Raw genomic sequence first — 22,122 nt, 5'->3', positions numbered from 1 at the left:
ATGAAAAAAGCCTCTGAGTAATCAGGGGCTTTTTGATTTTTAGCCGTACTTTTGTGGCTTCATTTTTTAACTAGATTATGGGATTAACTTGTGGAATTGTCGGATTGCCTAATGTGGGTAAATCTACGTTGTTTAGTGCTATTTCGTCCAACAAAGCTGAAGCGGCTAATTATCCGTTTTGTACGATTGAACCAAATGTCGGTATTGTTACCGTACCAGATGAGCGTTTGAACATCTTAGCTGAATTTGTTAAACCGAATCGTATTTTACCTACGGTGATCGAGTTTACTGATATCGCTGGTTTAGTCAAGGGTGCATCTACGGGTGCAGGTCTGGGCAATAAGTTTTTAGCCAATATCCGGGAGGTAGATGCCATCATTCATGTGGTGCGTTCTTTTGAAGATGAGAACATTATTCACGTCGAGGGACGCGTAAATCCGATTTCTGATAAGGAAATCATCGACATGGAATTACAGTTGAAGGACCTCGAGTCAGTTGACAAAAAAATCCAAAAAATAGAGCGTGCAGCTAAGAATGGAGATGCCAAAGCGAAGCAAGAACTTGCTGCGGTCCAGCAATTCAAAGCGGCATTAGAAGCAGGTCGTTCGGCAAGAACGGTAGAAATGGATGCTGAATTACGTGAAACGGCGATTGGTGAATTATGTTTATTGACCGATAAGCCAGTGATTTATGTGGCGAATGTAGATGAAGATTCAGTTGCCAAAGGCGGTAATGCACACGTTGACGCTTTGCGTGCGAATGTACAAGCTGAAAATGCAGAGGTCATAGTGATCTGTGCAGCTTTGGAAGCGCAAATTGCAGAAATGGAAGAGGAGGAAGAGCGCGTGATGTTTTTAAATGAATATGGATTAACAGAGTCAGGTTTAAGCAAGCTGATTCGTAGTTCTTATGCTTTATTGAACCTAATTACCTATTTCACTGCGGGTGTTCAAGAGGTGCGTGCATGGACGATCCAAAAAGGTTGGAAAGCTCCTCAGGCAGCTGGTGTGATTCACACGGATTTTGAGCGTGGATTTATTCGTGCCGAGGTGATTAAAATGGCCGACTACCAAACATATAAAAGTGAGGCGGCTTGTAAAGAGGCTGGTAAACTTAGTGTAGAAGGGAAAGATTATATCGTGCATGACGGTGATATCATGCATTTCCGTTTTAACGTTTAACGAATAGAGTTGATCCGTTGAAAGCCTACCAGCGCATCTATGCGTGTTCCAGGCTTTCGATAGTAAACCAAAATATCGTATTGATTTTCAGTTTGAGCATAATTCCCTTCCAAGTAATCGGAAGGGTTTTTTGTTTCAAATCGGTAATTATATATTCCTTGTTTTAACATTAGATTCGCCTGATACATACCTGTCGCAGCATTATAGGTCATTTTATTCGTAGCATTCTTTTGATAATTATTAAACCCGCCCGTTACATAGACATCCTCAGGCGCTTGATTTGTCGCTTTTAAGTTAAACTGGCAAATGACATAATCCGCATATCGTGTGTCTTGGACGTTTTCATAATTGCTGATTATATAATGGCCATTTAAATCCCTTCGTTCCGTGTAGGTATACAATCCTTGTGGGACTTCTATTTGCGTTTTCACGATGGTTTCCGTTTCTCTTTCATCGATGCTAGAAACAAAATTCAATTTCTGTTGCACACTGCGTAAATCAATCAATCGATATTCATTTCCTGCGAGCACACTATTTTCCTGATTAAATGCTGGAAACCGAATGGTTCGATCCATGCCATTTATGACAGGTTTGGGCAAGTTTTTTAAGATGAAGTCAGGTTCATTGTTTTTGCGGACAAATACTCGCAAGTCATCCTCTGACTGAATCATGAGTCCATCCGGATATTTTAATTGAATTTGAAGGACATGGCTCGTGGCTCGGCTTGCATTGTTTTGGCCAAATTGCACGGTGGCACCCACTTGTAATTCATTTTCTACAATGGAGAATCGTTGCGTAAATACCGTGTCACGCTTATTGCGGTTCGCATAGACCTGTGCGATATAATTTCCTGAGATACGCACTTTGGGTAAAGGTACTCGGTAATGTAAATAGGGTACTTTCGTGCCCATAGATGACTTTGCATCGCGTAAAGGGATGTCATTGAAGTCTTGTAAGTACTCAATTTCAGAAAGCGAAGACGGAGTCCAATCTGCTTGACACGAAATAATGCGCAAAAAGTATGGGTTGGGCTTTAAGGCTAAATCGTCAAACGAAAGAAACCAAGCGTCTTGTTGGTGTATGTCAATGACCGGATGGCTTTGTATATATTGCTGGGGATCTAAATTACCCACATATACGGTCATGATATGCTCCCGTCGGATAGTAGAATTTATTTGGGCATTCACCCAAGTGGAGGACAACATAATAAAGCAAATTAAAAGCCCTCGTTTCATGTTATCCGATTAGTAATTCCCAGGAGGCCGTTGTCTCGTCTAATTTATTCTGCACTTCGTTTCGCTTTAACTCCAAATTTTTCAAATCATCAAATTTAGATGCTTGCGCTAAAGCCGCCATATCATGTTCGATGGTCTCTAATTCATTTTCCAAGGTCATGATTTGAGCTTCTAATTTCTCAATTTCCTTTTCTGTTGATTTTGATTTAGGTGTAACTTCAACGGGAGCTAGTTCTGGCTTAGGTTTTTCTTTGCTTTTCGCAACGGGTGCTTGTTCGCTGGTGCGCGTCGACATCCATGTTTCATATTCGTCAAATGAACCTGGATATTCCTTCACTTCATTATCTTCAATGTACCAGATCTTGTTGGCAATATTGGAAACAAAATAACGGTCGTGTGATACGACTACATAGGTTCCTTCATATTGTTGCAAGGCTTGAATCAAAATATTGACCGATTGCATGTCTAAGTGATTGGTCGGCTCATCCAGCAATAAAAAGTTGGCCTCCGAGATCAATACTTTGGCAAGTGCTACACGTGATTTTTCTCCTCCAGAAAGTACTTTAATCTTTTTGAATACTTCTTCTCCTGAAAATAAGAAACAGCCCAATACACTGCGCAATTCCATTTCAGTTTTGGTCGTTCCCGTTGACTTAAGTTCTTCCAATAAGGTATTTTCAACTTGTAAACTTTCAAGTTGGTGCTGAGCAAAGAATGATTCGATCACATTGTGACCCGTGCGTCTTTCCCCTTCAATTTGTTCGGTACCCGAAATGACACGCAATAGGGTAGACTTTCCTTTCCCGTTGGCACCAATCAACGCAATTTTATCTCCTCGATTAATTGTCGCCGAGGTGTTTTTAAGAATTACTTTATCTCCATACGCCTTAGAAACATGTTCTAGAAATAGGATAAAACGACCTGGTTGTGTACCAAAGTTGAATTTGAAATTCACTTTTGCTTTTTCATCGATGACATCATCAATGATATCAATGCGATCTAGCGCTTTAACACGTGATTGAACTTGTTTGGCTTTCGAAGCTTTAGCTTTAAATCGTTCAATAAACCGTTCTGTTTGACGTATTTGGGCTTGTTGGTTTTCAAAGGCTCCTTTTTGAACCTCATTTCGCAAAGCTTTTTCCTCCGTGTAGAACGAGTAATTACCTGGATATAAAGTGATTTTAGCACCGGATACCTCAGCAATATGATCGATGGTACGATCTAGGAAATAGCGATCGTGAGAGACGACGACAATGGCTCCCTCGTAATCATGAATGTATTTTTCAACCCATTCGATGGAAGGTAAATCCAAGTGGTTGGTAGGCTCATCCAGCAATAAAAGCGATGGTTTTTGCAACAATAATTTGGCAAGCATCACACGCATACGCCATCCTCCTGAGAATAGGCGCAAAGGTCTCGTTAAATCTGCGGTAGTAAAACCTAAACCTTCCAGAATTTCTTCTGTCTTCGATTGGATGGTATAGCCATCAAGTAGCTCAAATTCTTCCTGAAGTTTAGCTAATTGGTCAACATCCTTGTCTTCATAATTTGTTTCCATTTTATGAAGTACTTTGTCGATTAGCTTTTGAAGTTCCAATTGGCGTTCAAACGCCTGCATGGCAACCTCTAATATGCTATCATCCGTTTGGTAGGACAATAAATCTTGATTCAAAAAGCCAATGGTACACTCGCCAGATTTGGAGATGTTTCCGCCATCAGGTGTATATTCCCCCGAGATCAAACGCAATAGGGTAGACTTACCTGTTCCGTTTGCGCCGATAAGGCCAATTTTAGCTCTTGGTTTAATGTGAAGATTTGCACCTTCGTAAAGTGCCCGACTACCGAAATAGAAATTTAGATTGGATATTGATAACATGGGTGCAAAGATAATCGTTTATATCCAATCAAACAGCCTAGGCACTTAAACGATTTCGAGCATCTTTACCGCCTAAATAGGGACATTCAAATAGCTTATTGAAGTTTTCAAATTTTGACGGTGTTTTGTTGTAGCCCAATGCTTTCGAAAGTGACGTCGTTCGGTTATTATCTCCCATTGACCATTCGATATCTTCCATGGTCATTTGACTTGGATGTTCATAGCCACAAGCATGTGCGATATCCGCAATTTCTTTGACCAAGGTTTGATGATATTGGTAGAATCGTTCACTCTTCAGCGTGATATCAATGCCACTTTGAAGCCATTTGCTCGAAGTTGCAATACCGGTCGGGCATGTATTTGTATGGCATTTTTGTGCTTGAATACAGCCAATGGACATCATTGCTTCCCGTGCTATATTAACAGAATCAGCCCCCATGGCAAATGCCATCAAGGCTTTTTCCGGGAATCCTAGCTTTCCAGATGCAATGAAAAATATCTTGTCTGTTAGTTCATGGCGTTGAAAAATTTGATACACTTTGGCAAATGCAAACGTAAAAGGCATGGAAACGTGATCCGCAAACGCATGAGGAGCTGCACCTGTTCCTCCTTCACCACCATCAATTGTAATGAAATCGGGTCCTTGATTATGCTTTTTCATGTAGGTGGCTAATTCCTCCCATTGTTCTAATTTTCCGATGGCGGATTTAATGCCAACGGGCAAACCGGTGGCTGCTGCCATGCGTTCGATGAAATCAACCAGTTCTGGAATCGTCGTAAATTCGGAATGAAACGCAGGTGAAAAGGCATCCTTGCCGATTTCAATCCCGCGAATCTCGGCGATCTCCTTACTTACTTTGGATGCCGGTAACATACCGCCTTTGCCAGGTTTAGCTCCTTGGGAAAGTTTAAGTTCGATGGCTTTTAGTTGGGGATTCTCTTGAACCTTTTGAACCAATTTATCCATCGAAAATGAACCGTCTAATTCTCTAACACCAAAATAGGCTGTTCCGATGTTTAAAACCACATCAGCACCCATTTGATGATATGGCGATAGCGAACCTTCTCCGGTATTATGAAAACAGCCGGCAAGTTTGGCTCCAATATTGAGGGATTCAATAGCTTTAGCTGATAACGAGCCAAAACTCATCCCAGAAATATTGACTATAGAATAAGGACGGTACGGTTTGGCTCGCTTATGGTGTAGTCCGATGACTTTATTGGCAGGTACTGCCCCTGGATTCTTTCTTGAAAAATGGTCTGCAGGAGCATTATAGCCCATCATGGCATTCTTGATGAAGATGTAACCCGGGGCATTAAAATCTTGGTCTGTACCAAAACCCTGTAGGTTGTTTTCTCTTTTCGAAGAAGCATAGATCCAAGATCTTTCTTGCCGATTAAAGGGAAGTTCCTCGCGGTTATTGGCAACAATATACTGCCTTAATTCTGGGCCAATTTGCTCTAACCAATACCTTAAATGACCTACTAAGGGAAAATTGTGTGAGATGGTGTGTTTCTTCTGAATAAATACATCTCGAATAATTACTACTACTAGGATACAAACGATCCAGAACCAAATCGAATTTATGATTGTCATTTGTTGATGATTTTGCTCAAAATTGCATAATTTTTCCCAATTCTTATTTTTATCTTTGTCGTTTATTTTATCCATGCAAGCAGATTTTTTTCAGTTAAAGCAATTCGTCATTTCTGTCTTTACAGCCATTGGTTGTTCTGATGCAGATGCTGAATTAGCCGCCGATGTATTAGTGTCTGCGGATGCTCGAGGAATTGATTCTCATGGGGTAGCTCGATTAGCGGGATATGTTCGATTATTCGATCATGGCCGACTAAACACTAAACCCAACATTAAAATTCTTCATGAGTCACCTTCAACCGCTTTATTAGATGGTGATCGTGGGTTGGGATTAGTTGTCGCCCCCAAAGCGATGGAAATAGCTTGTGAAAAAGCGGCTATTGCTGGAACTGGCTGGGTTGCAGTTCAAAACTCAAATCACTTTGGGATTGCTGGGTATCATGCCATAAAGGCGGTGCCCCAACAAATGATTGGCTGGGCCATGACGCATGCAGCCCCTTTAGTCACGCCTACGTTTTCAAAAGAAAAATTATTGGGAACTAATCCAATTGCGGTAGCGATTCCTGCGAAGGAAGAACCTGCGTTTTTGGCCGACTTTGCATCCACTGCGGTGGCGTATGGCAAGTTGGAGATTTTACAGCGTAAAGGATTAGATACGCCAGATGGATGGGTTCAAGATAAAGATGGAAATCCATGCAATGATGCATTTGCCATCAAAAATGGCGGTGCACTTTTACCTTTAGGTGGTGATCGTGAACACGGCTCACATAAAGGATATGGTTTGGGTGCTGTCGTAGATATCTTATCTGGAGTATTATCCGGGGCTAATTTTGGTCCTTGGGTTCCTCCATTTGCTACGGCTGGATTTATGCAAGCGGGTGAAACCGTGGGGAATGGAACAGGTCATTTCTTAGGTGCGATGCGTGTAGATGCTTTTCGTCCTACGGATGATTTTTTACAAGATATGGATACATGGATTCGCCGCTTTAGATGTGCTGAAGCTGTGGAAGGAAAACAGGTATTAATTCCTGGTGACCCAGAAAGATTATTAGAAATAGAACGGAAACGAGATGGAATCCCCTTGTTGGAACCCGTAGTAGCAGATTTGTCGGCCTTAGCCACTCGCTTTCATTTAGACTTTAAATTAGATTAATATGGTGCCTAATAAGCGTATAAAGATTTTCATTTTGGGTTTTTCTTTGGTTACGGCCATGTTTTCCTATTATGTATGGCAAGTATTTAAGACACCCAATTTTGATGTTTCAGAAAAAAAGAGCTTTGCATTATTGATTCCGGCAGGTTCAGATTTTAAGGTGGTATTGGATACTTTGAAGAAGCATGATTTGGTGAGAGACCAACTAAGCTTTCGATTTTTAGCGAAGGTGATGGGTGTGGCTTCTCGGGTTCGTCCAGGTCGTTACCTCATTTCTAGTGAAACAGGAAATTTCGAGTTGTTGCGAAAAATGCGGAATGGGAAACAAGATGCCATTAAAGTCGTGATTAATAATTTTAGGTTGAAAGAGGATATTGCCGGGAAATTAGGGCGCCAACTGAGATTTGATTCAACCTACATCTATCGCATGCTGGATTCAAATGCATTTGTAGCTTCTTATGGTTACACCAAAGAGACTATTCCTTGTTTGTTTATTCCTGATACCTATGAGGTATTTTGGACATCGTCGTTTGAAGACTTGATGAAAAAAATGCAGCAGGCGAACAATCGGTTTTGGACGGATAAACGAATTAAGCAAGCAGCAGCATTGAATTTGACGCCAGTGCAGGCAGGAATTTTGGCTTCCATAGTCTATGGTGAAAGTAAAGAATCGAGTGAGCAAGCACGCATTGCTGGGGTATATTGGAATCGTTTCCGTACAGGAATGCCGCTGCAAGCTGACCCGACGATCGTTTTTGCGTGGAAGGATTTTACCATTAAGCGTGTCACGGGTAAGTACACTGCTATTTCTTCTCCTTATAATACGTATCGTAACATAGGTTTACCTCCGGGTCCGATATCCATTCCACCACGTGATGTCATAGACAAAGTCTTGAACTTGGAGAAACATGAATTCCTCTATTTTTGCGCGAAGGAAGATTTTTCGGGTATGCATAATTTTGCTGTCACGTACGAAGAACATCTGGTGAATGCCGCTAAATATCAATCGGCCTTAGATGGTTTAAAAATTCATTAATATGTATGCACACGCCATAAAATACCGTGTTTGTTATGCGGATACGGACCAAATGGGCTATGTATATTACGGGAATTATGCGCGTTTGTATGAAATTGCGCGAGTGGAAACCTTACGTAGTTTAGGCGTAAGCTACCGCGATTTGGAGAATAATGGAATCGGATTGCCTGTCATCGAACATTACACTAAATTTCATGCACCTGGTTTATATGATGATGAATTAACGGTTATTTGCCAAGTAGAAGAAATGCCTGCTGCGCGGATTAAATTTAGTTATCGCATTAAGAATGAGGCGGGAGAATTGATAAATGAGGGAAATACGACCCTTGTTTTTATGACGTTGGCGACCAAAAAGGTGATTAAAGCACCTGAGTTTGTGTTAAATGCCTTGCGTCCTTACTTTGAATTATGAGACAGAATTTCATCAAAGAACTTAAGTTGATTTGGCGTGAGTACGAGGAGCATTATGTGCTCGTTCGTGTGATTTCTATTTTGTATCAAAAGATTTTTCAGTTTGACATTGACGTACGTGCGGCTGCAGTTGCGTACAACTTTACATTAGCTGTATTCCCAACAATCATCTTTTTATTCAGTTTGTTGCCCTATATGCCCATTGATCATCTTGATTACAAGATGATATCTTTTATCAAGGCTACCGTGCCTAAGAATTTACAAGCTGATTTGACGGAGTTAATTACGGAGATTGTGAATAAGAAAAGGGGAGGTGTGCTCTCATTTGGTTTCATTTTCGCGCTCTATGCATCCACAAGTGGGATTATGGCCTTAATTCGTTCGTTTAATTTGACCTATAAGACGAATGACAATCGAGGTTTTCTTAAAGAGCGCGCAGTGGCTGTTGGCCTTAACTTTTTATTGACCTTTGTCTTAATCACCTCGTTTGTGGTCTTTATCATGGGTAACTTCATCGTGAAGTATCTTGCTAAAGAAGGTATTTTAGAATATAATTTCACCTTTTACCTGACGAAGGTGTTGACCTATTTGATCATTTTCTCCGTCTTCTTTTTTACGATTTCAATCATTTATTATTACGCTCCGGCTATTCATAAACGTTGGAAGTTTTTCAATGCAGGCTCGATTACAGCCTCTATTTTGACCATTTTGATTACCAATGTGTTCTCGTATTATTTGGTCAATTTTGCTACATATCATAAAATTTATGGGTCGATTGGTTCGCTGATAGCCTTAATGGTGTGGTTGTATTTTATCTCACTTATTTTGATTGTGGGTTTTGAAATTAATGCCAGTATTGATCAAGTGAAGACGGAGGAACAAGACGAGGTGGAATCTAAGGATGACTTTTTTGTAAATTATTAACGGGGATGTCAGCAGAAATCAAATGTATTTACGACAAAAACAATTCGGCTGAATTAATTGATTCAGTTGTTCAAGTCTTGCTAAAAGGCGGGGTAATCATTTATCCGACGGACACCATGTATGCGATCGGTTGTAGTATTCAATCTCAACAGGCGGTCAATCGGATTTGTGAGATTCGGCAGATTAAACCTACCAAAAACAGATTTTCATTTATTTGTGCCGATTTAAGTGCGATTTCAAACTTTGCCAAAGTCAGTGATTTTGCCTTTAAAATCCTGAAGAGGTATTTGCCTGGAGCCTACACATTTGTATTGCCAGCCAGTTCAAAGGTGCCGTCTGTATTAGTGCAGAGTAAAAAGACGGTGGGTATTCGTATCCCGGATTATACTCCTATTTTAGAAATTGTCCAACAATTGGGGCATCCCATTTTGACGAGTTCGTTGCCCACGGGCGGCTTGGATATTGAAGATTATACAGATCCTAGTTTGATTGCGGAGCAGTATGGCAACCAAGTAGATTTGATATTGGATGGTGGAATTGGTGGATTAATTCCGTCTACGGTTATTGACCTTCAAGATGATTTGATTGATATCATCCGGGAAGGAGCAGGGGATTGTGCTGATTTTAACTAATTACCATTTGATGTTAATTTCAGATGGCTTGGTATGTTTCCATCGTCTGTGAGACCATAAATATTGATCTGGGTATGCGATGATGGATTTCTCTAGTCTGCGGGCAAATCGTTCAATTATTTCCCCTTTTTCCATCTTGTCATAGGTTTCTGGGCTAGCTAGTGACTCAAAACTCATGGTATATTCTCCTCTTCCGGTACGAATAAGTTCAAGAAAAATGACTGGGTAATTATAGTCTCTGGCGAAACGTTCCATACCTGTAAAAAATGCGGTATCCTGATTTAAAAAAGTGGTCCAATACGCTGATTCTGGCTTTTGTGGTGCTTGGTCGGCAGCTAAACAAATAGCTCTTGGAATATCTTTTCGATCACGTGAAGCCACAATGGACTCTCTTTTTTCCAAAAGAGTTACGCCTTGAAAGCGACTGCGCACTTCCATGGTGAATGCATTGAAATCTTTATTGTTTAATCGTTGGTACACCACATCATACGCATTACCGGATAAACCAAGGCGATGTATCGCCCATTCCCAATTCCCTTGATGACCGGCAACTAAGACAACGGGTTGATTATTGTTTAGGTGTGACGTGATTATCTCTTCGTTGACGAAGCGCATGCGTTGCATCATTTCGTTAGGACTGATGCGAACCCCATAGAAAAACTCAACTAATTGGTCCGTTAAATACCCATAGAATTTATTTCGGAGAGTCTTTATTTCGGCATCTGATTTCGTTGGAAATGAATTTTTCAAGTTGGCCTCAATCACTTTCTTCCGATAAGCCAACACATAATTGAAAATAAAACGAACAAAGCTAGCGAGCCCATAGAGAACAGAAAGAGGTAATTTGCCAAGTAAGCGATAAAAAAACATAGCCTGTTTTCTAAGGGTTAATGAGTTTATTCTAGTAGTTTTGCAAATATCCGATTAATTTTTGGAATGCGCATTGAGATTCATTATTTACCCTCAATTGAATATATGGCATTAGTTTATGCCGCTTCTGAGGTTCAGTTTGAGGTTTTTGAAAATTTCCCAAAGCAAACATTTAGGAATCGAACGCGTATTTTAGGCGCAAATGGTATCGAAACGTTAACGGTGCCTATTCTACATGCTTCAGGAGGAAAGCAATTAACCAAAGATGTTCAGATTGATTATGGGCAAGATTGGATTCGCAGGCACAAAGGGGCAATTCAAGCAGCTTATGGAAATGCACCGTTCTACGAACATTTCGAACCATTTATTCAGCAGATATTTGCAAAAAAAACAAAATATTTAGTAGATTTAAATATCCATTATTTTATGTTTTTAACTAAGGTATTGGGAAAGACGATACCTCATTCCTTGACAGATACGTTTGCACTAGATGTAGTTGATTCTAAGTGGAATCAGATACAAGCGAAAGAAAGTTGGGAAGAGCGATCTAATTATAAGGTTACACCATACCGTCAATGTTTTGGGGATCATTTTGAACCAAATTTGTCGGTATTGGATTTAGTGATGAATCATGGGAATGAATCTTATGATATTTTAATGCAAAGTTTGAACAAATAGCGGCTTTAACGTGTTTTCGCTCAAAATTAATTAGGGATTTATGGAGGCCAAATTTTCGAATAAAGTAAAAGAAGTCATTGCCTTAGCACGTGAAGAAGCGTTGCGTTTGGGTCACGATTATATCGGAACAGAGCATTTGATGCTTGGGATGATTCGTGATGGAGAGGGTCCCGGTGTAGATTTATTGCACAAATCAGGCGTGTCATTGGATCAATTACGTCAAAGTATTGAGCATTCGACCGCATCGACCAGTCGGTCCACTTTTGATAAGCAAAACATGTTGAATATTCCGTTGACTAAGCAAGCCGAAAAGGTTTTGCGGTTAACGTATTTAGAAGCGAAGTATTTTAAGACCAATACAGTCGAGACAGATCATTTGTTGATGGCTATTTTGCGTGACGAAGATAATGTAGCGACGCAGATTTTGGAAAAATATCAAGTTTATTATGATTTGATTAAGGAAATGGTTGAGTTTCAATCAGACGGAAGTCAAGGTCATGGGCCAAAAGCGAGTTCGGATACAGACGATAATGATGATGATTCGCGTTTATATTCGGGCGGAAATCAGGGACCTTCAGGTTCTTCTGGAAACGCTACATCTGCAGCAAAAGGCACCGAGAAAAGCAAAACGCCTGTATTAGATAATTTCGGTCGTGATTTGACCAAGATTGCCGAAAATGGTAAGTTGGATGCGATCGTTGGCCGTGAAAAAGAAATCGAGCGTGTCGCACAAATTTTATCACGTCGTAAGAAAAACAACCCGATTTTAATTGGTGAGCCAGGTGTAGGTAAGACGGCAATTGCGGAAGGTTTGGCTTTACGTATTATTCAAAAGAAGGTTTCTCGCGTGTTATTTGGTAAGCGCGTGGTCACCTTGGATATCGCTTCGTTGGTCGCTGGTACTAAATACCGGGGTCAATTTGAGGAGCGTATGAAGGCTGTCATGAACGAATTGGAAAAGTCGACAGACGTGATTTTGTTTATCGACGAATTACATACGATAGTGGGTGCTGGTGGTGCTTCTGGTTCATTAGATGCTTCTAATATGTTTAAACCAGCTTTAGCGCGTGGTGATATACAAGTTATTGGAGCTACAACGCTAGATGAGTATCGTCAATACATTGAGAAGGATGGTGCTTTAGCACGTCGTTTTCAAACGGTGATGGTCGATGCCACGAGCATCGATGAGACGATTGAAATTCTACATAATATCAAGGATAAGTATGAGGAGCATCATCATGTGATTTATACACCTGAGTCGATTATTTCAGCTGTTAAATTATCTGATCGCTATATTTCAGATCGTTTCTTGCCTGATAAGGCGATTGATGTGATGGATGAGGTGGGTGCACGCGTGCACATAGCTAACATTCAAGTTCCGGCTGATATAGTGGCTTTAGAAAATCAAATTGAGATTGTTAAGAAAGAAAAAAATCAAGTCGTTAAGTCTCAAAAATATGAGGAAGCTGCGCAATTGCGTGATCGAGAGAAGAAATTAATCGATCAATTAGAGCAAGCCAAGCAGATTTGGGAGGAGGAATCTAAGAAGCAAAAGTTTACGGTTAACGAGGAGAATGTCGCTGAGGTGATTGCACAAATGACTGGTATTCCTGTTAATCGTGTGGCTGCCAAAGAAGGTGAGAAATTACTTCAAATGGAGGCTGAATTGACAAAGCATGTGATTGGTCAGGGTGATGCGGTTAAGAAGTTAGTGAAAGCAATCCAACGGACACGTGTAGGATTAAAGGATCCAAAAAAGCCAATCGGTTCATTCATTTTCCTAGGACCTACAGGTGTTGGTAAAACGGAAATGGCTAAGGTTTTAGCGACTTATTTATTCGACAAAGAGGATTCACTTGTACGTATTGATATGAGTGAGTACATGGAGAAATTCAGTGTTTCTCGTTTAGTGGGAGCGCCTCCGGGATATGTTGGGTATGAAGAAGGTGGTCAGTTGACAGAGAAAATTCGTCGTAAGCCGTATTCAGTAGTCTTATTAGATGAAATTGAAAAGGCGCATCCGGATGTATTCAATTTACTATTGCAAGTGTTGGATGATGGTATTTTGACGGATGGTTTAGGCCGACGAGTTGATTTCCGCAACACGATTATCATTATGACATCGAATATTGGTGCACGTGATTTGAAGGATTTTGGCTCTGGCATTGGATTCTCTACTAAATCTCGTGTAGATAATATGGAGGAAGCGGCACGTGCTACGATCCAAAATGCACTGAAGAAGGCTTTTGCTCCAGAGTTCATTAATCGTTTAGATGATATCATTATTTTCAATTCATTAGAGCGTACGGATTTACATCAAATTATCGATTTGTTATTGGTGAAACTATTCACACGTTTAACGAATCTAGGTTTTGCGGTTACTCTGACGGATGCGGCGAAAGACTTTATTGCGGACAAAGGTTATGATCCACAATATGGTGCAAGACCATTAAATCGTGCGATTCAAAAATATTTGGAGGATCCATTAGCGGAAGAAATATTAAAAGGCGAATTAGCTGCAGATGAAGTGATCGAAGCGGATTATGTCAAAGATGAAGAAGTAATACAATTGAAACGAATCAAAAAATAATGAGTAGCATGCAATTAGTGAAAGACAAAGTAGTTTTAGTTACAGGAGCATCCCGAGGAATAGGTCGTGCGATTGCACTTCAATTTGCTCAATCTGGGGCGCATGTGGCATTTACGTATTTGTCTTCCGTGGAGAAAGGCGAATCGCTTGTTAAAGAGCTGGAGTCTTTTGGAATTAAAGCCAAAGGGTATCGTTCAGATGCCTCTATGTTTGACGCAGCGGAGGAATTAGCTGATGCTGTTGTTAACGATTTTGGTCAAATTGATATTCTGATCAACAATGCAGGAATAACCCGTGATGGTTTATTAATGCGCATGAGTGAAGAGCAATGGGATGAAGTCATTCGAGTGAATTTAAAGTCGGTGTTTAATCTAACCAAAGCGGTTAGCAAGCCGATGATGAAGGCAAGATCAGGCTCTATTATCAACATGACTTCGGTAGTTGGCGTCAAAGGAAATGCAGGTCAAGCAAATTATGCAGCATCTAAAGCAGGAATTATAGGTTTCACCAAATCTGTGGCTTTGGAATTGGGTTCGCGTAACATTCGTTGTAATGCGATTGCACCTGGTTTTATTGAAACGGAGATGACAGAGGAATTAAACGAGGCTGCCATCGAAGAGTGGAAGAAGGCAATTCCATTAAAGCGTGGAGGAGATGCGAAAGAGGTCGCTGATGTGTGTCTATTTTTAGGTTCTGATTTATCAACTTATGTTACGGGTCAAACGATTCATGTGAATGGAGGTTTGTATACCTAGGATTTATTGACTTATCTGTAGCCTCAATTTCTTCCTGAGATTGAGGCTTTTTTTCTGATTTTATGCGGTATTTTTTTCTATTTCTTGTGCTTTTAGTTGTGGGCTGCAAATCCATTCCACAGCCAAAAGGAGTAGCTGCACAGTTTAAATCCCAATTGTCAGAGCCTGCATTTTCTACGATTCGTGTCAAAACGTTTATAAGTTACGATAGTTTGTTTGGACGTTTTTTGCGCGTGGGCCAACGCGTTATTTCGGCCAACGAGTCAAGCTCTTTAGGTTTTCCTTATTCGGGCACTTTGGAGCAATCGGTTCGATATAGACTTATTGGTGCAAATCAATTGCAAGTTGTTTTTCCGATGAAATGGGAAGCTAAACCGCAAATTGCTGGGATCTCAGCGGGCGTACTCTCTGCCAAATCCATCGCTGCTATCAGTCTACATGTGCAAGGAAAATCTTTTGGTAACTACCAAATTGATGAGGTACAATTGAATAATCAATGGACAGAAAAGCCTAGTGTTAAGGTATTGGGGTTTCCAGTTCAAGTTGGCGGTGTAGTGGACCAATTATTGATCCCTAAATATCCCGTACTAGCTTCGGAACTAAAGAGCCAATTGAATCAATGGATTCTTCCAGATAAAATGAATAGCATTTTTGGATCGGGGTTTTTGTTGCCCAAAGGCCTAAATATGAGTTCCATTGCCGTGGATTTACATGATTTGCAATTCGCGCAGCTTGGTTTACAAGGAGATTTATTGATTCAAACTCGTTTACAAGTAGGTTCAAATTTGGCGGCTCGGTCGATAAAACCTATCATAAAACCTTTAAATGCTGTTGATAATTCGGTTGCCTTTGGTGTATATATGACGTTAGATGAAATTCGGGGCATGTTGGCAAGCCAACTAAAAACTAATATTTCTCAAGTAGATTTAAGAATTAATCCTCAAAATCAGGAGTTTGAATGTGAGGTGGTGGATCGGAATGCTTTACGGATGCGTATTCATTTTGTACCTGTTTTAATGGAAGACAATTCGATTGGAATTCAAGTAAATTCGATGGAATTAGGCTCGTTGGGATTGATGAAATCATTATTCTCCAAAAGTATTAAACGTAAAATTACGAATGGTATACATGCTCAGCGGATGCGTAGTGACCAGTTGGTTAGTCGGCTGCCCACCGACTTCCAAGGTGTTCAAGGAACTAATATTCGCGTTCGTTTAGAGTCGATTCATTATTCTCAGGATACTGTTCTGGTATTGGGTAGGATATCGGGAGATTGGACGCTCCGTAAATAGTTGTACTTTTGCATCGAGAAAATAAATCATCTTATCGCTTTTTTAAAGAGGAAAGTCCGAACAACATAGAGCAGTGTGCTTCCTAACAGGAAGGGGAATTCTAGGATTCTACAGCAAGTGCCACAGAAAATTACCGCCCTTCGGGGTAAGGGTGAAAAGGTGGGGTAAGAGCCCACCGCTAGTTTGGTGACAAATTAGGCATAGGTAAACCTCACGCGTTGCAAGATCAAATAGGCTGACTGTCGCAAGACAAAAGGGTTGCTCGTCCGATGTCAGTGGGTAGATTGCTAGAGTGTTTTAGTGATGAAACACCAAGATAAATGATAAGAGGGTAGGGAAACCTACTTACAGAATTCGGCTTATCGATTTATTTTCTCATTTTCTTTGTTTGTATTGTTGGCAGAAAATCGTATTTTTGCAGACATTTTTATAAACCCGAGGGACGAGATCCCTCACAAACCCATGTATAATGGCTGTTAAAATTAGATTAGCGCGTCGTGGACGCAAGAAGTTAGCAATGTTTGATGTAGTCGTTTCTGATGCGCGTGCGCCTCGTGACGGTAAGTTTGTAGAGAAACTTGGAACATACAATCCTAACACAAATCCAGCAACAATCGTATTGAACGAGAAACAATCGATTCAATGGGTCATGAATGGTGCACAACCAACAGATACGGTTCGTGCGATTCTTTCTTTGAAAGGTATTTTATACGCAAAGCACTTACAAGTAGGTGTGATTAAAGGTGCGTTAACTCAAGAGCAAGCAGATGCTAAATTTGAGGCTTGGAAAGTAGAAAAAGCGAAGCAAATCGAAGCGAATGCAACGAAAATTGCTCAATCGAAAGCTAAATCAAAAGCATCTCGTTTAGAAGCAGAAACTAAAGTTTCGAATGCGCGTGCTGAGTCTATTTTAGCTAAGAATAAAGTAGCTGATGAGGCTTTGGTAGCTAGCGTAGTAGAAGCAATCAATGCTACTGATGAAGAAGAAGTTGAAGTTGACGAGGCTCCAGTAGCAGAAGCAGCAGTGGAAGAAGCTCCAGTGGTAGAAGCAGCAGTTGAAGAGGCTCCAGTAGCAGAAGCAGCAGTTGAAGAAGCTCCAGCAGCTGAAGAAGCTCCAGCAGCAGAAGCAGCAGCTGAGGAAGCTCCAGCAGCAGAAGAAGCAGCTGAGGAAGCTCCAGCAGCAGAATAATTTTTTTAATTGTAAAGAATCATACAAATTTGATCTTCAAGTTTGTATGATTTTTTTTTGTACCTATGGCAAAGACCGAATATTTTGAATTAGGAACCATTTCGAAACCACATGGTTTGAAGGGTGCCGTACATGTATTTTTGGATGTAGATGATCCATACGAATATGAGGAATTGGATGCTGTGTTTGTTCAGCGTGGCAATGAGATGGTACCTTATTTTATAGATGATTTACAGATTCGCGATAATTTGAATTTAATGTCGCTAGAAGGTATTGATTCAGTTGATTTGGCGCGCGAGCTGGTTGGCTTAAAATTATTTTTGCCCATCGCTATGCTCCCTAAACTACGAGATGATCAGTTTTATTATCATGAAATCATTGATTACCAAGTAGAAGATGAAGTTTTAGGTACTTTAGGTACAGTAAAAGAAGTATATTCGACTGGTGCGCAAGATGTGGTGATTATGATTTACAAAGGCCATGAGGTATTGATCCCTTTATTGGATGAAATTATTCCTAAGGTGGATAAGCAAGCTAAAGTCGTACATAGTCGATTGCCTGATGGATTATTAGATGTTTATTTGAATGAATCCTATGATGCGGATTGATATCATTTCGGTAGTGCCTAATTTAATGTCGAGTTTCTTCGAACATTCCATTTGTAAGCGTGCTGCAAATGCCGGATTAGTTGAGGTAGTTCTTCATGATTTGCATGACTTTTCCGAAAAGAAGCATAAGCAAGTAGATGATTATCCATTTGGGGGTGGGGCAGGTATGGTGATTGCCATTGAGCCATTAACCAAATGCTTGGACACCTTAATGGCTGAGCGCACGTATGATGAAGTCATTTTCTTTAGCCCAGACGGGCTTGTGTTTAAACAAGGATTAGCGAATCAGTTGAGTCTGTGTACCAACATGATATTTATTTGTGGGCATTACAAAGGGATTGATGAGCGTGTACGTGAGAAATATGTGACCAAAGAAATATCCATTGGCGATTATGTGCTTTCTGGTGGTGAATTAGCTGCGGCTGTATGTGCAGATGCGATTATTCGTTTAATTCCAGGAGCCATCGGCGATGAGATGTCGGCCTTAACGGATTCTTTTCAAGATGGATTATTAGCTCCTCCTGTATATACCCGACCAGCTTCTTTTCAAGGCATGGATGTCCCTGAAATTTTACGCTCAGGAAATGATAAATTGATTGAGGCGTGGAGACATGAACAAGCGGTCCAACGGACCATGCAGCGAAGACCAGATTTATTAACGGATTAATATGCAGCCCACGAATACACTTAGTCCAAAAGTGCTGATATCCTTAGGGTTATTGTATTTGATTTGGGGGTCAACTTTTCTTAGTGTCCGTATTTTATTGGAGTTTCTACCTCCGATGGTGATTACATTTTCGCGTAATCTGACAGCTGGATTTTTATTATTAGCATGGTCTTTAGCCGGTGGTCATTGGAAGAAAATGACGAAACAGCACTGGAAAGTACATCTACAAGCAGGATTTTTATTGATTACGTTGGGAAATGGCTTTATGGCTTTAGCTGGTTCAATTGTCCCTTCAGGTTTTTCATCTGTGTTCATGGCCCTGGGTCCCATGTTATTAGTTATCTTTTTCTGGATATCAGGTCGTAAACCCAATGCACGTAAAATCATTGGAACCGTTGGTGGATTAGTGGGTATTTTATTGCTCATGTCTCAAAAGTCATTGGCTATCGCTGGAAAAGAATCTGAATTTATGTTGGGTATTGGATTTTTATCTGTGGCTGTTTTAGGATGGAATTACGGTGTTTTTCGTATTCAGTTTACGCAGGCAAATGTGTATCATTTTACACAAGTTTGTGCGATTCAAATGATTACAGGTGGTTTGATTGTATTGGTCGTAAGTACATTACATGGAGATTTAAGCACCTTTTCCGTGACTGAGTTGCCTGTAAAGGCCTTTGGTGTTTTCTTTTATTTGGCCTTGATTGGCTCTATGCTTGGTTTTTCCTTATTCGGTTTTTTATCTAAAGCTTGTGATGCGACTCTAGTAGCGACCTATACCTACGTTAATCCATTAATCGCTTTGATTTTAGGATACCTTATTTTGCAGGAACCGCTACATCCGATTTTAATTTTTGCAAGTATTTGTATACTATTGGCAGTTGTTTTAATAACAACGGATAAATCTAAACCTTAAGCTTATGAAATGTGTCATTCTAACGCTGTTCGCCATGACTTCTTCTTTATTTGTTAATGCCCAAGGAGATACTAATTTGTATGCAGGAAAAATTCCTAATTATAAAGAAGCGCCGAATTTAGTTTCTTCCGCGGTAACTGATGGCATTACACGTATTTCCAATGTATCCATACCTACCTATACCTTGTTTTTAGCACCAAATTCAGGTAAGACCCCTACAGCTTTTGTTGTTATTTGTCCAGGAGGAGGATATCGTATCTTGGCTTCTTCGCATGAAGGAACGGATATAGCTAAGAAGTTGAATGACATGGGTGTATCCGCGATGGTTTTGTATTATCGTTTACCAAATGACGTAAATCAAGTGAATAAGGAGTTGGCTCCTCTGCAGGATGCCCAACAAGCAATTAGGACGGTTCGTAATAATGCCAAAGCTTGGAATGTTGATCCAACGAAAGTAGGCATTATGGGTTTTTCAGCCGGAGGTCATTTAGCTGCGACTACGGCTACTCATTTTGAGACAGATTACATTGGGGTAAACGATGGGGTGAATTTGCGTCCTGACTTTCAATTGTTGATATATCCTGTTGTTACATTCAGAGACTATTCGCATGCAGGCTCTCGTCAGAGTTTAGTTGGCAATAACCCTTCCGAAGCTCAAATTCACATGTTTTCCAACGAGGAGCAGGTTACGGCCAAAACACCTCCCGCATTTTTAGTGCATGCGGCTGATGATAAAGCGGTACCAGTTAAAAATTCGTTGGCCTATATAGAGAAACTTACCTCACATGGTGTATTGGTGGATTACGTACAATACGCCAAAGGAGGTCATGGGTTTGGTTTAACGAACAAAACGACTCCGGATCGTTGGTTTGATGATTTAGCTAATTGGTTTACAGCGAATCAACTGCGTTGATTTTTACGCATAAAGTAGTAAAAAGGAATTCCAGACAGCACGATTATTAATCCAATCGTAGATGGCACCGGTTTCATATAGAGTAAATTTCCAGCGATCAGTACGAGGATGAGTAAATAAATGCCCAATAATAGTTTATCTGACATTTTCAAAGCCTCACCCATGATGCGCTGTTTAAATACTGCGAGCACCGTTAAGAAGTAGAATAGTAAAATCGCGAAAACGGTGAAGTCCAGTAAACTTCCATAAGATCCTGAAAAGCATAATAAGATAGCCCAAATACCTTGAATCCAAAGAGAATAGGCTGGAGCTCCATTGGAATTTGTTTCTGCTGCTTTGGCAAAAAACAATTTATCCTTAGCCATCGCTTCAAATAATCTGCCTCCAGCTAGAATGATTCCATTATTGCATCCGAAAGTGGATATCATGATTAAAATGGCCATAAATAGTGCGCCAACATCCCCTAGTACGGTCTGTAATGCAGCGGAACCTAAGCGGTCTTGACTAGCAAACATAATTCCACGTGCGTAGGTTGTGCTTCCATTTGGATCCCCCTGTAGCGGCATGATTCCTAAGTAGGCGAGATTGGTCAACATATACAATAAACAAACCAAAGCAGATCCATATACGAGTCCTTTGGCGATTGTTTTTTGCGGATGTTCAAAATCCTGACTCGCAAAAGTGACATTATTCCAGGCAGAAGATGAAAATAGGGGACCGATCATAGCTGCGCCGAAAAGTGTTAGCATCGCTGATGTAGATACATCTTCGAAGACTTTACTTGTTTCGTTGTAAGTTTTTCCCGTTTGAAAGAAATTGCTGAAGTGGATCCAGTCATTGGAAATGCCAACGTATAGTCCGATGAGTACGATGGCAATGATAGCGCCAATTTTAGTTATAGTGAATATATTTTGAATGAACGAAGCGAATGAAATTCCTTTTAGGTTGGCCAGTGTAAGTACGGCAATCAATAAAGCGGCAAGAATTTGCTGTGGGGTAATATAGTTTCCGATTAGCGGAATATCGGTAATTGTATCTGGAAATATAAAGCCAGTGTATCTGGCGAATGCAACAGCTACGGCAGCAATGGTCCCTGTTTGTATGACGAGAAATGTGGTCCAGCCGAATAGAAAACCGGTTAATGGATTATATGCTTCTTTCAAATAGATGTATTGTCCACCCGTTGCAGGGAACTTGGTAGATAGTTTACCGTAGGCATAGGCACCCGTTACGGTTAGAAAACTTGTTAGAATCCAGGTGCCTATCCACCAGATGGGAGAGACGAGTTGGCGCCCAACCTCCGAACTAACCAAAAATATACCTGAACCAATCATGGATCCCATCACCAATAGTGAGGCATCTGTTACATTTAATTTGTTTTTCATTTAGCTATTTTTCCTGAACTACAATTAATACAATTGTTAGAACTATATACATTTTTCAAAGTTGCACTTATTTTTTTCAATATTTTGACGTCCAATTGACTAATTCAAAATTGTAAACGTTTCCGTAAACGTTTACGGAAAAAAATTAAATAAAATCTTTGATATTTAATAAATAGCTTGGCTATATTAGAAAGCAAGCCTACAGAAGATGTGTACC

20 protein-coding genes and 1 other RNA gene are annotated in these 22,122 nt (G+C 40.3%); 16 read left to right on the top strand and 5 right to left on the bottom strand.

Going from position 1 to position 22,122, the window contains the following annotated elements; all coding sequences use genetic code 11:
* Nucleotides 1-77 precede the first annotated feature (77 nt).
* Entirely contained in the window at nucleotides 78-1,181 is a 1,104-nt protein-coding gene (gene ychF, locus U0R10_RS04445) for a redox-regulated ATPase YchF (protein ID WP_377982742.1), read from the top strand.
* Here ychF and U0R10_RS04440 read toward each other — a convergent pair.
* Genes U0R10_RS04440 through U0R10_RS04430 form a run of 3 tightly spaced genes read right to left on the bottom strand, consistent with a single transcriptional unit; the run spans nucleotide 1,178 to nucleotide 5,889 of the window.
* A complete protein-coding gene (locus U0R10_RS04440) occupies nucleotides 1,178-2,416 on the bottom strand; it encodes a type IX secretion system plug protein (protein ID WP_377982741.1) in 1,239 nt (412 codons plus the stop codon). The genes ychF and U0R10_RS04440 overlap by 4 nt on opposite strands.
* Nucleotide 2,417: 1 nt before the next feature.
* Nucleotides 2,418-4,292 (bottom strand): ABC-F family ATP-binding cassette domain-containing protein, encoded by a 1,875-nt coding sequence (locus tag U0R10_RS04435; RefSeq protein ID WP_377982740.1) that lies wholly within the window; start codon nucleotides 4,290-4,292, stop codon nucleotides 2,418-2,420.
* A 37-nt stretch (nucleotides 4,293-4,329) separates the two neighbouring features.
* Nucleotides 4,330-5,889 carry an FMN-binding glutamate synthase family protein gene (locus U0R10_RS04430; RefSeq protein WP_377982739.1) on the bottom strand — a complete coding sequence of 520 codons (1,560 nt, stop codon included), beginning with the start codon at nucleotides 5,887-5,889 and terminating at the stop codon, nucleotides 4,330-4,332.
* A gap of 73 nt (nucleotides 5,890-5,962) precedes the next feature.
* Here U0R10_RS04430 and U0R10_RS04425 point away from each other — a divergent pair, with 73 nt between their 5' ends.
* The 5 genes from U0R10_RS04425 to U0R10_RS04405 are packed head-to-tail and all read left to right on the top strand — an operon-like array spanning nucleotide 5,963 to nucleotide 10,045.
* Nucleotides 5,963-7,042, top strand: coding sequence for an Ldh family oxidoreductase (locus U0R10_RS04425; RefSeq protein WP_377982738.1), 1,080 nt, complete (start codon nucleotides 5,963-5,965; stop codon nucleotides 7,040-7,042).
* Between the two features lies 1 nt (nucleotide 7,043).
* Entirely contained in the window at nucleotides 7,044-8,078 is a 1,035-nt protein-coding gene (gene mltG / locus U0R10_RS04420; protein WP_377982737.1) for an endolytic transglycosylase MltG, read from the top strand.
* 1 nt (nucleotide 8,079) lies between these two features.
* Nucleotides 8,080-8,490, top strand: a complete 411-nt coding sequence (locus U0R10_RS04415; protein WP_377982736.1) for an acyl-CoA thioesterase — start codon at nucleotides 8,080-8,082, stop codon at nucleotides 8,488-8,490.
* Nucleotides 8,487-9,413: a YihY/virulence factor BrkB family protein gene (locus tag U0R10_RS04410; protein ID WP_377982735.1), complete on the top strand. Its 927-nt coding sequence runs from the start codon at nucleotides 8,487-8,489 to the stop codon at nucleotides 9,411-9,413. The genes U0R10_RS04415 and U0R10_RS04410 overlap by 4 nt, the downstream gene beginning before the upstream one ends.
* A 5-nt stretch (nucleotides 9,414-9,418) precedes the next feature.
* On the top strand, nucleotides 9,419-10,045 hold the full coding sequence (locus tag U0R10_RS04405; protein ID WP_377982734.1) for an L-threonylcarbamoyladenylate synthase: 627 nt from the start codon (nucleotides 9,419-9,421) through the stop codon (nucleotides 10,043-10,045).
* Here the strand turns inward: U0R10_RS04405 and U0R10_RS04400 are convergent, their stop codons facing one another.
* Complete coding sequence (locus U0R10_RS04400; RefSeq protein WP_377982733.1) at nucleotides 10,046-10,915, bottom strand: lysophospholipid acyltransferase family protein; 870 nt, start codon at nucleotides 10,913-10,915, stop codon at nucleotides 10,046-10,048. It abuts the gene before it with no gap.
* Between the two features lie 66 nt (nucleotides 10,916-10,981).
* Between U0R10_RS04400 and U0R10_RS04395 the strand changes: the two genes are divergently transcribed.
* The 10 genes from U0R10_RS04395 to U0R10_RS04350 all read left to right on the top strand — a co-directional run bounded on the left by U0R10_RS04395 (nucleotide 10,982) and on the right by U0R10_RS04350 (nucleotide 20,520).
* Nucleotides 10,982-11,593, top strand: a complete 612-nt coding sequence (locus U0R10_RS04395; protein WP_377982732.1) for a WbqC family protein — start codon at nucleotides 10,982-10,984, stop codon at nucleotides 11,591-11,593.
* A gap of 40 nt (nucleotides 11,594-11,633) precedes the next feature.
* Complete coding sequence (locus tag U0R10_RS04390; protein ID WP_377982731.1) at nucleotides 11,634-14,183, top strand: ATP-dependent Clp protease ATP-binding subunit; 2,550 nt, start codon at nucleotides 11,634-11,636, stop codon at nucleotides 14,181-14,183.
* Between the two features lie 8 nt (nucleotides 14,184-14,191).
* Nucleotides 14,192-14,938, top strand: coding sequence for a 3-oxoacyl-[acyl-carrier-protein] reductase (fabG, locus tag U0R10_RS04385; protein WP_377983012.1), 747 nt, complete (start codon nucleotides 14,192-14,194; stop codon nucleotides 14,936-14,938).
* 62 nt (nucleotides 14,939-15,000) lie between these two features.
* On the top strand, nucleotides 15,001-16,230 hold the full coding sequence (locus U0R10_RS04380) for a hypothetical protein (protein WP_377982730.1): 1,230 nt from the start codon (nucleotides 15,001-15,003) through the stop codon (nucleotides 16,228-16,230).
* Nucleotides 16,231-16,248: 18 nt separating this feature from the next.
* An RNA gene (gene rnpB, locus U0R10_RS04375) (RNase P RNA component class A) lies at nucleotides 16,249-16,608 on the top strand.
* 91 nt (nucleotides 16,609-16,699) lie between these two features.
* Entirely contained in the window at nucleotides 16,700-17,419 is a 720-nt protein-coding gene (locus tag U0R10_RS04370) for a 30S ribosomal protein S16 (protein WP_377982729.1), read from the top strand.
* 65 nt (nucleotides 17,420-17,484) lie between these two features.
* A complete protein-coding gene (gene rimM / locus U0R10_RS04365) occupies nucleotides 17,485-18,027 on the top strand; it encodes a ribosome maturation factor RimM (RefSeq protein ID WP_377982728.1) in 543 nt (180 codons plus the stop codon).
* Nucleotides 18,017-18,694 (top strand): tRNA (guanosine(37)-N1)-methyltransferase TrmD, encoded by a 678-nt coding sequence (trmD, locus tag U0R10_RS04360; RefSeq protein WP_377983011.1) that lies wholly within the window; start codon nucleotides 18,017-18,019, stop codon nucleotides 18,692-18,694. Before rimM ends, trmD begins: the two co-directional genes overlap by 11 nt.
* A gap of 1 nt (nucleotide 18,695) precedes the next feature.
* Complete coding sequence (locus U0R10_RS04355) at nucleotides 18,696-19,607, top strand: EamA family transporter (RefSeq protein WP_377982727.1); 912 nt, start codon at nucleotides 18,696-18,698, stop codon at nucleotides 19,605-19,607.
* A 4-nt stretch (nucleotides 19,608-19,611) separates the two neighbouring features.
* Nucleotides 19,612-20,520 carry an alpha/beta hydrolase gene (locus U0R10_RS04350; protein WP_377982726.1) on the top strand — a complete coding sequence of 303 codons (909 nt, stop codon included), beginning with the start codon at nucleotides 19,612-19,614 and terminating at the stop codon, nucleotides 20,518-20,520.
* On the opposite strand, the gene U0R10_RS04345 is transcribed toward U0R10_RS04350, so the two are convergent.
* Nucleotides 20,508-21,905: an APC family permease gene (locus U0R10_RS04345; RefSeq protein ID WP_377982725.1), complete on the bottom strand. Its 1,398-nt coding sequence runs from the start codon at nucleotides 21,903-21,905 to the stop codon at nucleotides 20,508-20,510. The genes U0R10_RS04350 and U0R10_RS04345 overlap by 13 nt on opposite strands.
* Nucleotides 21,906-22,122 lie beyond the last annotated feature (217 nt).

It is taken from the genome of Aquirufa avitistagni, from assembly GCF_042715545.1.
GTDB lineage: Bacteria > Bacteroidota > Bacteroidia > Cytophagales > Spirosomataceae > Aquirufa > Aquirufa avitistagni.
The sequence above is the reverse complement of the archived record's forward strand: the minus strand, read 5'-3'. Positions and strand labels throughout refer to the sequence as shown.